Source organism: Mycobacterium spongiae (assembly GCF_018278905.1).
Taxonomy (GTDB): Bacteria; Actinomycetota; Actinomycetes; order Mycobacteriales; family Mycobacteriaceae; genus Mycobacterium; species Mycobacterium spongiae.
Window position 1 is genome coordinate 4,389,273 of sequence record NZ_CP046600.1, and the last position, 14,065, is coordinate 4,403,337.

Annotated in this window: 11 protein-coding genes and 1 pseudogene; 6 read left to right on the top strand and 6 right to left on the bottom strand. The window is 65.2% G+C overall.

Annotation, left to right across the window (positions count from 1 at the left end; all coding sequences use genetic code 11):
• Nucleotides 1-22: 22 nt before the first annotated feature.
• From F6B93_RS17860 to F6B93_RS17880, 5 genes are all read right to left on the bottom strand, one after another.
• A complete protein-coding gene (locus F6B93_RS17860) occupies nt 23-1,657 on the bottom strand; it encodes a fatty acyl-AMP ligase (RefSeq protein ID WP_211696262.1) in 1,635 nt (544 codons plus the stop codon).
• A gap of 260 nt (nt 1,658-1,917) precedes the next feature.
• Complete coding sequence (locus tag F6B93_RS17865; RefSeq protein ID WP_211696263.1) at nt 1,918-2,886, bottom strand: 4-(cytidine 5'-diphospho)-2-C-methyl-D-erythritol kinase; 969 nt, start codon at nt 2,884-2,886, stop codon at nt 1,918-1,920.
• A gap of 9 nt (nt 2,887-2,895) precedes the next feature.
• Nucleotides 2,896-3,879 carry a 16S rRNA (adenine(1518)-N(6)/adenine(1519)-N(6))-dimethyltransferase RsmA gene (gene rsmA, locus F6B93_RS17870; RefSeq protein ID WP_246541155.1) on the bottom strand — a complete coding sequence of 328 codons (984 nt, stop codon included), beginning with the start codon at nt 3,877-3,879 and terminating at the stop codon, nt 2,896-2,898.
• Nucleotides 3,843-4,970, bottom strand: coding sequence for a resuscitation-promoting factor (locus F6B93_RS17875; RefSeq protein ID WP_211696264.1), 1,128 nt, complete (start codon nt 4,968-4,970; stop codon nt 3,843-3,845). Before F6B93_RS17875 ends, rsmA begins: the two co-directional genes overlap by 37 nt.
• Before the next feature lie 206 nt (nt 4,971-5,176).
• Entirely contained in the window at nt 5,177-6,040 is an 864-nt protein-coding gene (locus F6B93_RS17880) for a TatD family hydrolase (protein ID WP_211696265.1), read from the bottom strand.
• A 69-nt stretch (nt 6,041-6,109) separates the two neighbouring features.
• Between F6B93_RS17880 and metG the strand changes: the two genes are divergently transcribed.
• The 3 genes and pseudogenes from metG (at nt 6,110) to F6B93_RS17890 (ending at nt 8,370) form a co-directional block, all read left to right on the top strand.
• Nucleotides 6,110-7,669, top strand: a complete 1,560-nt coding sequence (metG, locus tag F6B93_RS17885; RefSeq protein ID WP_211696266.1) for a methionine--tRNA ligase — start codon at nt 6,110-6,112, stop codon at nt 7,667-7,669.
• A pseudogene (locus F6B93_RS23085) lies at nt 7,666-7,830 on the top strand (acyl-CoA carboxylase subunit epsilon); the annotation flags it as partial. The gene metG and the pseudogene F6B93_RS23085, both read left to right, overlap by 4 nt.
• 87 nt (nt 7,831-7,917) lie before the next feature.
• Entirely contained in the window at nt 7,918-8,370 is a 453-nt protein-coding gene (locus F6B93_RS17890) for a cupin domain-containing protein (RefSeq protein WP_211696267.1), read from the top strand.
• Nucleotides 8,371-8,428: 58 nt separating this feature from the next.
• Here F6B93_RS17890 and F6B93_RS17895 read toward each other — a convergent pair whose 3' ends face one another.
• Nucleotides 8,429-10,117, bottom strand: coding sequence for a hypothetical protein (locus F6B93_RS17895; RefSeq protein ID WP_211696268.1), 1,689 nt, complete (start codon nt 10,115-10,117; stop codon nt 8,429-8,431).
• A gap of 322 nt (nt 10,118-10,439) precedes the next feature.
• On the opposite strand from F6B93_RS17895, the gene F6B93_RS17900 reads away from it, so the two are divergent.
• The 3 genes from F6B93_RS17900 to F6B93_RS17910 all read left to right on the top strand — a co-directional run bounded on the left by F6B93_RS17900 (nt 10,440) and on the right by F6B93_RS17910 (nt 13,958).
• Nucleotides 10,440-11,615 carry an NAD(P)/FAD-dependent oxidoreductase gene (locus tag F6B93_RS17900; RefSeq protein ID WP_211696269.1) on the top strand — a complete coding sequence of 392 codons (1,176 nt, stop codon included), beginning with the start codon at nt 10,440-10,442 and terminating at the stop codon, nt 11,613-11,615.
• Nucleotides 11,612-12,535 carry an RNA polymerase sigma-70 factor gene (locus F6B93_RS17905; protein ID WP_211696270.1) on the top strand — a complete coding sequence of 308 codons (924 nt, stop codon included), beginning with the start codon at nt 11,612-11,614 and terminating at the stop codon, nt 12,533-12,535. Before F6B93_RS17900 ends, F6B93_RS17905 begins: the two co-directional genes overlap by 4 nt.
• A 145-nt stretch (nt 12,536-12,680) precedes the next feature.
• On the top strand, nt 12,681-13,958 hold the full coding sequence (locus tag F6B93_RS17910) for an aminodeoxychorismate synthase component I (protein WP_211696271.1): 1,278 nt from the start codon (nt 12,681-12,683) through the stop codon (nt 13,956-13,958).
• Nucleotides 13,959-14,065 lie beyond the last annotated feature (107 nt).

The following is a 14,065-nucleotide window of genomic DNA, read 5'->3' on the forward strand; positions in this document are numbered from 1 at the left end:
GCTGTGAGGCGTCTGTGCGGCGCTACGTGACCAGGGTGACCGAGTTTGCCCGGCGCAGCTTGCCCGACGGCGTTTTCGGTATGGTCCCCGGACCGAGGACGACGACGTTGCGCGGCCGCACATCAACCTCGGCGACCACCTCGTGAGCTACTTGGTGCTCGATGCGGCGCACCTCGGCGGGATTTTCAAAGTTGTTCGACTCGACGGCGACGGCGAAGGTTTCCCGCGAGTGACCGGCGTCCAGCCGTACGGCCACCGCACAACCCGGCCGCACACCCTCGACGCGGCCCGCCGCTCGCTCGATGTCGGTCGGGTAGATATTCCTGCCGGCCATGATGATGACGTCTTTGACGCGACCACATACCACGACGTGACCGTTCTCCATCCGATACCCGAGGTCGCCGGTGTCATACCAGCCGTGCCCATCCTGGGCCGGCATGAACCCGCCCATCGTGAGGTAGCCGGGGCTGACCGATTCGCCGCGCAGCTCGATCACTCCAACACCCCGCGACGGCAGCACGTTGCCGTCCTCGTCGACGATGCGTGCCTGGATACCCTGCAACAGCGGCCCGAGCGACGCCAGCCGGCGAGTGTTGCCCTTACTGGCCGGCACCGCACGGCGCAGTGCGGCCATAAGGTCGGTGTCCACCTCATCGACGACCAAGCCGGCGCCGCATTCGGAGAACGCCACGGCGAGGGTGATCTCGGCCATGCCGTAGGCCGGCAAGATTGCCTGCGGCTTCAGCCCGAACGGCGCGCCAGCGTCGCAGAGGTCCTCGACGTCCGCCGGCTCAACTGGCTCGGCGCCGGAAAGTGCGAAGCGCAAGCTGGACAGGTCGAACTGGCCGGGCTGGGCCTGCTTTCGCAGCCGCTTGGCGAACAGCGAGTACGCAAAGTTGGGCGCAGCCGTCATCGTCCCCTGGTACTTGTCGATCAGCTTGGCCCACAGCAGCGTGTCCCGCATGAAGTCCATGGGTGTCACCTTGACCAACTCGCCGCCGAAGTACATCGGCACCGTCAGGAACCCGATCATGCCCATGTCGTGGAACAGCGGTAGCCAACTGACCATCACGTCGGTTTCTTCGTTGTACTCCGCGCTGATGTACATCGCCTCGAGATTGGCGAAGAGGTTGCGGTGGGTGATCTGGACTGCCTTCGGCGATCCGGTGGATCCTGACGTCAATTGCATGAGCGCCAGATCGTCCTCCCCGGTCTCGATGGGGTCGATCGGGTCCGACGCCAGCAGCTGATCAACGGTCAGCACCGTGATGCCGCGCTCTTCCAGCACTGGCACGGCCGCGAGGAACGGGTCGGAGACGACGACCGCCTTAGCCTCGATCATGTCGACAACGGTCGTCGTGTCCTCGGCCCACAAAACCAAGTCGGTGCGGGGGGTGGGCTGATGCAGCATGGTCAGGCTGGCGCCGCGAATCCATAGCCCTTGGGCAGTCGGGGCAATCTCGACCGGGGCGCCGGCCAGCACACCGACCGCGTCGCCGTGACCCACCCCGAGCGCAGCCAACCCACCGGCAATCCGGCGGGCGCGCTCATGCACCTCGCCCCAGGTGTGTCGGACCGCGGTGTGCGGCTCACCGGTGACCATGCCCTTGGTGCTCTCGCGGGCGTTGCGGAACATCTTTTGGGTAAACCTGCTCACAGGGACCTCCTCGGTTCCAGCGCTTTCCCCAAGGCCGGGAATCTTATGTTCTACCTGCGCAACGTCACTTCGCGGCAGGCGCGCGCAAACAGTCGCGCAGCAATTAGGTCTCGAATCGGTGATAGACCGCCGCCGGGCCGTCCGGCGGACGCGGGCATCACCTGCTCTTGCTCATCGGTAGTCGTCACCGAGAGTTATCTTAAGCATCTCTTAACTAACTGCCAAAACGCTCATGAAATTTGAGGGCGATGTCACAGACGCTAGGCATCTGATGACGACGACGGAGGCGCGGGCACGACTCGGGCACCGGGAACCGGTCCGGTGGCTACTCGGACCGTGCGGCAGACGCCCGCCCCAGACAGCTGCGCCCCGACATCGATCGCCGCGGTCGCCGAGGCGCACAAGAAAGCGCAGGTCGGACCCGATCCAGACACGATGCCCGCCAGCGCACCCGCCTCAACGCCGGCACGTAAGGCACGCCGCAGCGCCGGGTCTAGGCTCACCGCCGCCGCTTGCATTTCGTTGCCCAGCAACGGTGCCAGCTGGTCCGGGTCGCCGGCGGCCAGCGCCGCCAGAATTGGTCCTGGCTCACCAAGTCGTGGCGGATCTCCGACATCCCGGAGGCGATCAAGCTCGACGAACACCGCGGGGGTGGGCAGCCCACTATCCGCAAACGCCAGCACCCAGTGAAAGGTGTTTCGCGACAGCACGGTCGCCAGCTCTTCGCCCCGGCCGGTGCCCAGCGCGGTGCCACCATGCAGCGCGAAGGGCACGTCGCTGCCAAGCCGCGCGGCGAGCATCCGCAGGTCACGCCGCGGCACGCTGAGCTCCCACAGCGCGTTCATCGCAACCAGAACCGCGGCCGCATCCGCGCTTCCACCTGCCATCCCACCCGCGACAGGAATGGACTTGTCGATCATGATCGAGACGTCGGGCGCCCGACCTACGTGGTCGGCCATCAGCTCAGCCGCCTGCCAGGCAAGATTGCGTTCGTCGGTGGGCAGCTGCTCCGCCCCCTCACCGACCAGCTCGAGCGAGAGCACATCAGCATTGCGCACGGTTACCTCGTCGACCAGCGAAACCGCATGAAACACCGTGGTCAGCTCGTGATAGCCGTCCTCACGGCAATCACCGACCGCCAGATAGAGGTTGACCTTTCCGGGCACTCGAACGGTGACTGACCCGGTTGGCACCCAGAGTTCGGCGGTGTTGCCGTCAGATGCTGACACCGAAGCAGATTAACGCTGCGAGGGGCCAACCACACGCAGTGGCGCTCCGCTGGCCGGCTCGGCGGACGCGCTGCCGGGGGCTGCCGTCCGCTGCGAATCGGATGCGGTTGATCGTTGCAGCAGCCGCACGAAGTCGTCGATCGACAGCGTCTCACCCCGCCGGGAGGGGTCGATGCTGGCCGCGAGCAATCGATTCGCCGACTCGTTACCCGAACCTGCCCACTGTAGGAACGCATTGCGAGATGTCTTGCGCCGCTGCGCGAAGGCGATGTCGACCAGTTCGAATACCTGCCGACGAAACGCGTCGTCGGTGGGCCAGGGTGACGTTTCGTAGCGATCGATCCGTACCAGCCCGGAATAGACCCGGGGAGCGGGCCAGAAGACGGCCGGGGCCACCGTGCCGCACCGGCGAACCTGCCCGAAGAAGCGCATCTTCACGCTCGGCACGCCGTATTCCTTACCCCCCGGCTCGGCGGCAAGTCGCTCGGCGACCTCGGCCTGCACCATCACTGTCACGACGCGAATCGACGCAAACTCGGCCAACAGATGCAGCAGCGCCGGAACCGCGACGTTATAGGGCAGATTGGCAACCACTGCTGTGGGCTCGGCCGCCAGATCTTCCCTGCGCAAGGAAAGTATGTCGCGATTGACCACCGTCAGCCGCGCAACCTCGCTGTGCGAGTGCTCCGCGACGGTTTGCGCCAGCCGATCGGCCAACAATGGATCGATCTCGACAGCGGTTACGTGAGCGCCGCGGTCGAGCAATGCCAAGGTCAGCGAGCCAAGCCCCGGCCCAACCTCCAGAACCTGGTCAGAACGGCCGACCCCGGAGGCGGCAACCACCCGGCGCACCGTGTTCGCGTCATGGACGAAATTCTGTCCAAGAGACTTTCGCGGCCGAAAATCGAGCTCTCTGGCCAGCCGCCTGATCTCGGTGCGTCCGAGTAGCTGAATGGTCAGCGCAAACCCGCTTGCGAACTGCACACAGGCCAGGCGCCCCAACCCTGGCGTTGGCGGGTTACCTCTGCGATGGCGATCTGCTCCTCACGCGTCGCGAGATCGGCGCGAGGGGCGTAGCGCAGCCCCCCGTTGGCCACCCAGGTGCCCTGGTCGAATTGCACACCGCCGTAGTACCCGTTGCCGGTGTTGATCGCCCAGTTGCCGCCGGCCTCGCAGCCGGCGATCGCGTCCCAAATGGACCCGTCGGTTACCGGCGGAATGTCGGTGCCGGGCTTGGTGCCCACCCGGACCACCGCTTCGCGCGCCGGCGTCAACACGACATTGGAGACCGGCAGCCTGCCCACCTCGACGCCGTTGACCCGCGCGACTGCGAACGTCACGTCCTGTGTGCCCGGGGTGCCCGGGTCTTCGACGACCCGCCTACTGACGTTCATCTCAGGGTCCTCGACGTGGCGTTCGCCCGGCGCCAACGGCATTCGCTCGGTGACCCGCTCGATGCGGTTACGCGTCACCTGGATCTGCATGCCGTCGACGATGACAGCCGTCGCACTGGGCACCACCTGGTCGTTCTGCAGCAGTGGTACGCCGGCCGCGCGCAGCAGCCCCGCGACATTCGGTGCCGGCAGATGCACCATGCGAACCGCACCGCCGTCGTTGATCTGCACCGTCTTGGCACTGACCACCGGAAGCGCCATGCCGGACAACGGCACGCGGCTGCCACGGGATGCTGCCGCCGGGGCGGTGTCGGTCATCGCAAGTTGGGCCAGTGCCTCGTCGACGGTGGATGCTGTGGTCCACACCTCTTTGACGTCGCGCCCATCGAGCGAGATCTGCAAGGGCCGGCTGCGCCGCAGCACGATGTTGTCGGCGTCGTGGACGCGTACGCCCGCGGCCGGGTACAGATCGTCACGCTCGCCCACGGAGAACCCGTTCTCTTGGACGATATCGATCACCCGCGATTTCATCGTCGTCACCCGCATGGCGGTTCCGTCGATGGTCAATGTCACCGTCTTGGATGCGGACACCGCATAGCCGCCGGCGAAAGCCAGGGCCACCAGCAGGGCGCCGACCACTAACCGCAACATCAACGATTCGGTTTGATGGAGTTTCGTAAGCAGATTCAAAGTATGTCTATCCCAAACTCAGCAATAACGACAGCAACGACTGGAAGACCTTTTCAGCTGTAAGTCACGAAGCGCGCCCACAGGCTTACGCTTCGATCACAAGACGGTAACGAACCGGCCACTGTTGGGCAACTCCGGCCCGACCGGGATTGGAGTGAGCTAGACCGCTCGGCGGCTAGTTGCGGCTAGTGATTGGGGTATCCAGACTAGCCGGGGCCCAGCCGGTACGCGCGGCGGGCATTGTTCGTGGTGATGTGTGCTAACTCCTCGGGAGGTCGATTGACCAGCTCAGCTAGGGCTCGCACGGTGTAGGGCAAACAGTATGGCTCGTTCGCTGCCCCGCGGTAGGGATGCGGAGTCAAAAAGGGTGCATCGGTTTCCACCAGAAGCTGCTCCATTGGTATCAGCGGAACGGCGTCTCGTAGGTCGCGGGCGTTGCGGAAACTCACCGTCCCCGACAGACTCAGCAACCACCCCGCCGCCACGCAGACACGAGCCATCGCACTATCCGACGAGAAGCAGTGAAAGATCACGGTGTCGGGCGCGCCCTCGGCCCGCAGCACGTCGAGCACCTCACGATCGGCCTGCCGATTGTGGATCATCAGCGGTTTGCCGGTCCGCTTGGCCAGGTCGATATGCCAGGCGAAGGCTTCCTGCTGCGTCAACGGCTGCGCGCACCCGTCAAGGCGGCCCGGCCAATACATATCCATTCCGGTCTCACCGACCGCAACCACCCGCGGATGGTTCACCAACCGCTCGATTTCGACACGAGCAGCATCGGTCAGCGCTCCCGCACGGGTCGGGTGCAACGCCACCGCGGCGTAGACCCGTGGATCCCACTCTGCCGCCGCCGTCACCCAGCGCGCCGAATCCATGTCGTCGGCGACGGTGACGACCGCGGTCACCCCGACGGCCGCGCCACGATCGACGATGGCGCGCGCTCCATGCGCACCCTCGGACTTGGTGGCGCCACAGGCGTCGAGGTGGGTGTGGGCATCGATCAGCGGCGCCAGGGGTTCCGGAGCGGGAGGGGCTTCGCGTTTCGCGCGGCGGTCGGAGCTCACGCGCACACGATAGGTTCACCCGAGCAGAAAGGGCCACAACGGCGCGACGGCTCCCCAACATAGGGTGGAGTTCCGATGAAGCCCTATTACGTCACCACCGCAATCGCCTATCCCAACGCTGCGCCCCACGTCGGACATGCCTACGAATACATAGCGACCGACGCGATTGCCCGGTTCAAACGGCTGGACGGCTACGACGTGCGCTTCCTGACCGGCACCGACGAACACGGCCTGAAAGTCGCTCAAGCCGCCGCCGCCGCGGACATACCAACCGCGCAACTTGCCCGCCGCAATTCAGATGTTTTTCAGCGCATGCAGGAGGCGCTCAATATCTCCTTCGACCGGTTCATCCGCACCACCGACGCCGACCACCACGAAGCATCTCAGGAGATCTGGCGCCGGATGGAGGCTGCCGGCGATATCTACCTCGACACGTACTCGGGTTGGTATTCGGTGCGCGATGAAAGGTTTTTCGTCGATTCGGAAACCCAGGTCGTCGACGGGACCAGAGTCGCTGTCGAGACCGGCACGCCGGTGACCTGGACCGAGGAGCGGACCTACTTCTTCCGGCTGTCGGCCTACACCGACAAACTGCTGGCCCACTACAAAGCCAACCCCGAATTCATCGCACCGGAAGTTCGCCACAACGAGGTGGTGAGCTTCGTTTCCGGCGGGCTCAAAGATTTGTCGGTCTCGCGCACGTCGTTCGACTGGGGCGTAGCGGTGCCCGGGCATCCCGATCACGTCATGTATGTCTGGGTCGACGCGTTGACCAACTACCTCACCGGGGCGGGCTTCCCAGACACCGAGTCGGACCTGTTCCGTCGTTACTGGCCGGCCGACTTGCACATGATCGGCAAGGACATCATCAGGTTTCATGCCGTCTACTGGCCGGCATTCTTGATGTCAGCCGGAATCCCTCTGCCGCGAAAGGTTTTTGCGCACGGTTTCTTGCACAACCGCGGCGAAAAGATGAGCAAGTCGGTGGGCAACACCATTGACCCGCTGGCGCTGACAGAAGCCTTCGGCGTGGATCAGGTGCGCTACTTCCTGTTGCGTGAAGTGCCGTTTGGCCAAGACGGCAGCTACAGCACCGAGGCCATCACCACCAGGATCAACACCGACTTGGCGAACGAATTGGGCAATCTGGCCCAACGGTCGCTGTCGATGGTGGCCAAGAACCTCGACGGCGTGGTCCCCGAGCCCGGAGAACTCAACGATGCCGACATGGCACTGCTAGCCGCGGCCGATGGTTTGCTGGAGCGGGTTCGGGCCAATTTCGACGGGCAAGCCATGCATCTGGCACTCGAGGCGATCTGGCTCATGCTCGGGGAAGCGAACAAGTACTTTTCGGCGCAGCAGCCATGGGTACTGCGCAAGAGCGAGTCGGAAGCCGATCACATCAGGTTCCGCACCACTCTCTACGTCACCTGCGAGGTGGTCCGCATCGCTGCGCTGCTGGTGCAGCCGGTCATGCCGGAGTCGGCGGGGAAACTGCTGGACTTGCTCGGCCAAGCCCAGGACCAGCGGGCGTTCACCGCCGCAGGCGTGCGGCTGGCTCCCGGCACGGCGCTACCGCCGCCCACCGGCGTGTTTCCCCGCCACCAGCCCCCTTCCCTCCCCGAAGCCGAGTGAGCGGAACGAACGCAGTGAGTGACGGGAACGAGGCGAGCAATCAGACCCGAAGCCGAGTGAGCGGAACGAACGCAGTGAGTGACGGGAACGAGGCGAGCAATCAGACCCGAAGCCGAGTGAGCGGAACGAACGCAGTGAGTGACGGGAACGAGGCGAGCAATCAGACCCGAAGCCGAGTGAGCGGAACGAACGCAGTGAGTGACGGGAACGAGGCGCACGGTGAGTGACGGGAACGGTAGGCAATGGCGATGAGCGGGTTCCCAGAGTGGGCGCGGGAACTTGATCTGGCACCACACCCGGAAGGCGGCTGGTATCGCGAGACCTGGCGCAGCGAACTGACCATAGACCACTCGGCGTTGCCACCTGAATACAGCGGACCGCGCAGCGCGGGCACCGCGATACTCTTCCTTCTGATGCCAGGCCAAGAATCGGCCTGGCACACCGTCCTCAGCGCCGAGCTGTGGCTCTATCACCGCGGTGGCACCCTGGTCCTGGAGATCGGTCAGGATCGACACGCTGCCCGCTCCTGTTTGCTGGGAAGCGATATCGTTGCCGGCGAGCACCCACAGATCGTGGTGCCGCCTGGGCACTGGCAGCGGGCACGTCCGCTCAATGACGAGCCTTGCCTGGTGAGCTGCGTCGTCACCCCCGGATTCGACTTCGACGACTTCGCGCTCCTGCGGCAAGCACCCTGCTCGTAGCCCCTGGACAGCAGCGGGCATCGAACGACGCGGTGCGCGCGGCCCGGTCCGTCCGCGGTCACTGCGTATTGACCGAGGATTGCGCGTCGCGCGGAATATCAAGTGTTGCGATGGGGTAGAAGCCCGCGGTGTCGCGCCCGTCGCGCGCCAACTGCATCGGCGGGTAGTTCATCACGTGGGTCCCGTTGGGTTTGTGCTGCTGCCAGTCGACCGATGCCCGCAGCGTGTAGTGACCGGCCGGCAAGCCCGCCAGATCGACGCGCACCGTCTCGGTCGCCGATGCCGGTAGGGGTTGGTCACTGGTCCGATCGCCGGGCTGATCGGGGACCAGAGCCCGCAGGTCCACGGTCGCTGGAAGCGTTCGGATCACCTGCCCGGCGAAGTCCACCAGCCGGTAACCGGGCACCCATTTCTCCGTGGCAGCCGCGGATCCGTAGTTGGTCCAGGCGACCGAAATCGCAGCGACTTGGCCATCCAACGATTGCGATCCCGGTCGAGCTTCGACCGAGTACCGATATCCCGCAGTGGCGTTGGCCTGCGCCCACAGCACATACAGCTCGGGGTCCATGGGTGAGCCTGCACGCTGGTCTGGGAAGTTTCTGCTCGACGTCATCGACACGTGATATTTGATGACATCGTGCAAACCCCTTGCGTAGTAGGACTCCGGAGATGTTCCGCTTGGCAACCGGCACCACTCGGTAATCACTGGCGCCGTCGCCAGCCGCTGCCGGAGCGTGCCAACCACCACGTCCTTGGTTTGCACATACTCGGAATCGCTGGCCTCCGCCCAGTTCGGCATCGGCGCCTCGACACCGAGGCAGTCTGAGCGGACACCCACTGGCGCGGACAGTTTCTCCGTAACGTCATCGGCGAACAACTCCCGCACGATCTCCGGGTTCGCCGGACTCGTCACCAATTGGGTATGCGGGAAGGCGCTGACGTTCGCCGCAATCAGTTGATGTATCGACGCTGCGGTGATGTTCTGGTCGCGGAACTGGCTGTAGTACCCCAACCGCGCGACGCTCTCGTCCGGCGCTGGTCCCGGCGCGCCCAGCCTGTCACGCAAATACGCGACGTGGTTTTCGCTGGAGTCGCCGTATCCCGAAAACTCGAAAACGCTGAGCCGCTCGTCGTTGTCATATCGGCGGCCGAGGGCGGCGAGCAGCTGCGCGAAATCGTTCAGATAGGTGGGGTCATTGAAGTTCGGTACCACCTGCGTCACCCCGGCCGAGGGACCTTTGGCCGGCCCCGGAAAGCTGGTACTGGTGCCCGGAACGGCGCGCAACCAATCCGGAATAGCGATATTCGTGTTGTCCGGATAGGAAGCGTGGCAACACGAGCTGTATGCGTCAATCCGAAGCATTAGCCGCATGCCGCGGTCGGCCAGCCTGGCGAGCGCGTCGTCAATCACGCGGAAATCGAACTTGCGATCGTCCGGAGCATCCGGGGGCAGCGACGCCGGATCGGCGGGCTGCAATTGCCGCCACGAGACGCGCAAACTCGCGTCGTACGACGCAGGCCAGGCCGGGTAGCGCTGCTGCACGGGTTGGCCTTGCGGGAAAAGCGGCTCCATGAGGTCTTCGTACTGACCGCGCAGCGGGTTGGATATCTCCTGCACAGTTGATGGAATGGCCGGGCTAACCATCGCGGTCAATGGACCAGTGTCGGTCTCGCGGCTACATCCGACGAGCACCAACGCCAGGCACGCGACAACGACCAGCATGTTGCTCTTGATATTCCGAACCATTCTTCGCTAGGCCTAGGTGTTCGTCACGGGCGGTTGTGAATTCGCGGGCGCTCGATCGGTGTGTTCCGCCGATGCGCGTGTGGCGTCGGTGGTGATTGTAGTGGCGCAGCCTGCACGAGCAGTTCGCTGCGCGGACAGCCAGGAAGTGGTACGTCTCGGACGACTCCACCCGACCGGATCCCTGGGGCGGCGTGAAACGGGTCACAGTGGCGCACCTGGATGTCACACCCGGCGGGTCCGCGGTGTCTGAAGGGCATCGGTAACACAGTTGTCCCAGCAGAAGCCCGCCAATAGTAGGACCGCCAATAGTAGGAGTAGTGACATGACCAACCACCGCACTCGGGTCGTCGTTGTCGGAGGCGGCTACGCCGGCACGATGGCCGCCAACCACCTGCGGCAGCGCTCCGACCTCGATATCACCCTGGTCAACCCGCGTCCGGTCTTCGTGGAGCGAATCCGGCTGCACCAATTGGCCGCCGGTAGCGGCACCGCGACTGTCGATTACGACACCCTGCTCGGCGACGGCATCCGACTGGTCGTCGACAGCGCCGAGCGAATCGACACCAGCGCCCGACAGGTACTGCTGACCTCGGGTGACGCGTTGGAATACGACTACGTGATCTACGCGGTGGGCAGCACCGCCGCCACGCCCTCGGTGCCGGGCGCGGCCGAGTTCGCCTATTCGGTCGCCGAACTCGAAGGCGCCACCGGGCTGCGTGATGCCCTCGCGGGTGCGACCCACGATGCGGCCGTGGTCGTGGTCGGTGGCGGGTTGACCGGCATCGAGACAGCCGCCGAGCTGGCCGAGCGGGGCCGCCGGGTGACCCTGGTCTGCGGCGGAGCGTTGGGTCCGTCGTTGAGCAATCGGGGTCGGCGATCGGTCGCCGGGCAGCTACGCAAACTTGACGTCACAGTGCTCGAGTACGTCGCAGTTCGCCGGGTGCACGGCGATGCGGTGATGCTCGCCGATGGCAGAACACTGTCCAGCGCGGTGACGGTGTGGACGGCCGGATTCAGCGTGCCCGGGCTGGCCAGCCGCAGCGGGATTCGCACCGACGCCATGGGCCGACTGCTCACCGACGAAACACTGACCAGCCTCAGCGACATGCGGGTCGTTGCTGCCGGCGACGCCGTCGCACCGTCCGGTGAACCGCTGCGAATGAGCTGCCAAGCCGCTCAGCCGTTGGCCGCGCAGGCTGCTAACACCGTGCTCAGTCGGATCGCCGAGCAGACGCCCGCGGTGTTGAACCAGGGCTTTGTCGGCCAGTGCATCAGCCTGGGTCGCAGCTACGGCACCTTCCAGCTGGCCCGCACCGACGACGCTCCAATCAACGTCGCAGCGGGCGGCCGGGCTGCCGCAGCGATCAAGGAGTCGATTTGCAAAGCGACGCTGTGGGCCATTCGGCGCGAGGCGACCAAACCGGGCGGGTACCGCTGGCGCAAGGGCGGCAAGCGGCCGGCGCAACGACCGGCCGACCGGCAGGTGGCGATCCAATGACTGTGTCATCCTCATCGACCGGCTCATCAGCAGCGGGCGAGCACGCCGAGCGCTTTACCCTGCTACGCCCGCTGCTGTTCACGATCGCCTACGAGATCCTCGGCTCGGCGACCGAATCAGATGACGTATTGCAGGACAGCTACCTGCGGTGGGAGGCCGTTGACCTGTCATCCGTGCGGGATACCAAGTCCTACCTGGCCCAACTGGTCACCCGCCAGGCACTCAACGCGCTACGCGCCAGCGCCCGGCGCCGTGAGGAGTATGTGGGCCCGTGGCTACCCGAGCCGCTGCTCCTCGAGGACACGGATCCGTCAGACGATGTCGTCTTGGCGGAGTCGGTGTCCATGGCAATGCTGGTCCTGCTGGAAACACTGGGCCCAGACGAACGGGCGGTGTTCGTGCTGCGCGAGGTGTTCGGATTCGACTACGACGCGATTTCGGCGGCGGTCGGCAAGCCGGCACCTACTGTGCGACAGGTCGCGCACCGAGCGCGCGAACACGTCCGGGCACGCCGGAAACGCGTTGACACGGTGGATCCACACCGCGCCGAGCAGATAACGGCCCAATTCCTGGAAACGGCGGTCAGCGGCGACGTGGACGCACTCATGGCGATGCTCGCGCCTGACGCAACCTGGATGGCCGACGGCGGCGGCAAGGTGTCCGCGGCCCGTAGGCCCGTGGTCGGCGCCGAACGGGTGGCCAGGGCCATCGCCGGACTGATGCGCAAGGCGGGCGCGCAGCTGAACGTCCGAATGGTCACGTGCAACAGCGCTCCCGCGGTCGTGGTCTACCTCGCCGGACACCTCGAAGGGGTGATCACGCTAGAAATCGTCGAGGACAAGATCACTAATTTCTATGTGATGCGCAACCCCGACAAGCTGGCTGGCCTGACCAGCACATACGAGATCAGCCGGGGCTAGTTTGGATGCGAGCCGTCCCCCACTCGTGGGTGGCACCCGTCCCTGTAGGCACCGTTCGGCAACTCTCGAACGTTCTGGATCGGCGAGCCAGACCGAACGACACGGCTCGCGCTGCGAAAATCTTGCGTTCTGTCAAGCTAGGGCGGTGCGAATCGACCCGCTCGGCGACCTCGGCGCCGCACCACAGGTGTTGCGGGCCGTCGGCGACGCCACCCGTCGCCTCGATTTGCCCACGCCGGCCGCGCTGACCGGCGACTGGTTCGGGGCATTGGCGGTGATCGCACCGAGCCTGGCAGTGCAACCTGTGGATGTCAGCACCGCCTTCGCGGTCCACCCGGGCTTGTCACCGTCCAATACGCGGCCGGACTTCCCTGCGATCGGCGGCGGCTGGATCGGCTACCTTTCTTACCCGGACCCCGGGGCCGATGGCCGGGGAAACCGGATTCCCGAGGCAGCCGGTGGTTGGACCGACTGCGTGCTGCGCCGCAGTTATCACGGACAGTGGTTCTACGAGAGCCTGTCCGGTGCGCCCATGCCGAAATGGCTGGTTGACGCGTTGGGGACGACACCGACAGCGTCCGCCGAACTGGTATCGGCTTACCAGATCGACTGGGACGACGCCGACCGTTCCGCACATCACAGCGGGGTGATGGCCTGCCTGGACGCTATCGCCGCTGGCGAGGTCTACCAAGCGTGTGTGTGCACCCAGCTCGCTGGGACTGTCGCCGGCGCTCCGCTGGACTTCTTCATTGACGGGATCGCCCGTACCTCCCCTGCCCGCGCGGCATTTGTCGCTGGTCAGTGGGGTGCCGTGGCATCGCTGTCCCCGGAGCTTTTCCTGCGGCGACGTGGTGGCGTGGTGACGTCGAGTCCGATCAAGGGCACCCTGCCGCTGGACGCTTGGCCGTCGGCGCTACGCGCTTCGCCAAAGGAAGTAGCCGAGAACATCATGATCGTCGACCTGGTCCGCAATGACCTGGGCCGGGTGGCGATCACCGGTACGGTGTCAGTGCCCGAGCTGCTGGTTGTGCGCCGTGCGCCCGGTGTCTGGCACCTGGTGTCGACGGTGTCGGCGCGGGTTCCGGTCGAACTGCCAGTGTCGACCCTGCTGGACGCGGCTTTCCCGCCGGCATCCGTCACCGGTACCCCCAAAATTCGTGCCCGACAACTTATTTCACAATGGGAGCAGCATCGTCGCGGGATATATTGCGGCACAGTGGGGTTGGCATCCCCGATCGCTGGATGCGAGCTCAATGTTGCGATTCGCACCGTCGAGTTTGACTCGGCCGGCAACGCTGTGCTCGGGGTGGGAGGCGGGATCACCGCGGACTCGGACCCTGACGACGAATGGGCCGAATGCCTGCACAAAGCGGCCCCGATCGTGGGGCTTCGGCCCGCCGCAGCTGCGGCTCGGGTAAGTTAGGCAGCCAACTCGCAGCAACGTAGGTGCGGTGCAATTTCGCGTAACGCCCACAGGGCGGGCTCAGAGCGCCTAAGCTCAGGCTATTGGCCTGGGTCAATCACGCATGG

Bases quoted from the DNA above. Each gene is read 5' to 3' on its own strand.
- F6B93_RS17890 (WP_211696267.1), top strand. From the start codon at position 7,918: ATGAGCGGGTTCCCAGAGTGGGCGCGGGAACTTGATCTGGCACCACAC.
- metG (WP_211696266.1), top strand. From the start codon at position 6,110: ATGAAGCCCTATTACGTCACCACCGCAATCGCCTATCCCAACGCTGCG.
- F6B93_RS17900 (WP_211696269.1), top strand. From the start codon at position 10,440: ATGACCAACCACCGCACTCGGGTCGTCGTTGTCGGAGGCGGCTACGCC.
- F6B93_RS17905 (WP_211696270.1), top strand. From the start codon at position 11,612: ATGACTGTGTCATCCTCATCGACCGGCTCATCAGCAGCGGGCGAGCAC.
- F6B93_RS17895 (WP_211696268.1), bottom strand. From the start codon at position 10,117: ATGGTTCGGAATATCAAGAGCAACATGCTGGTCGTTGTCGCGTGCCTG.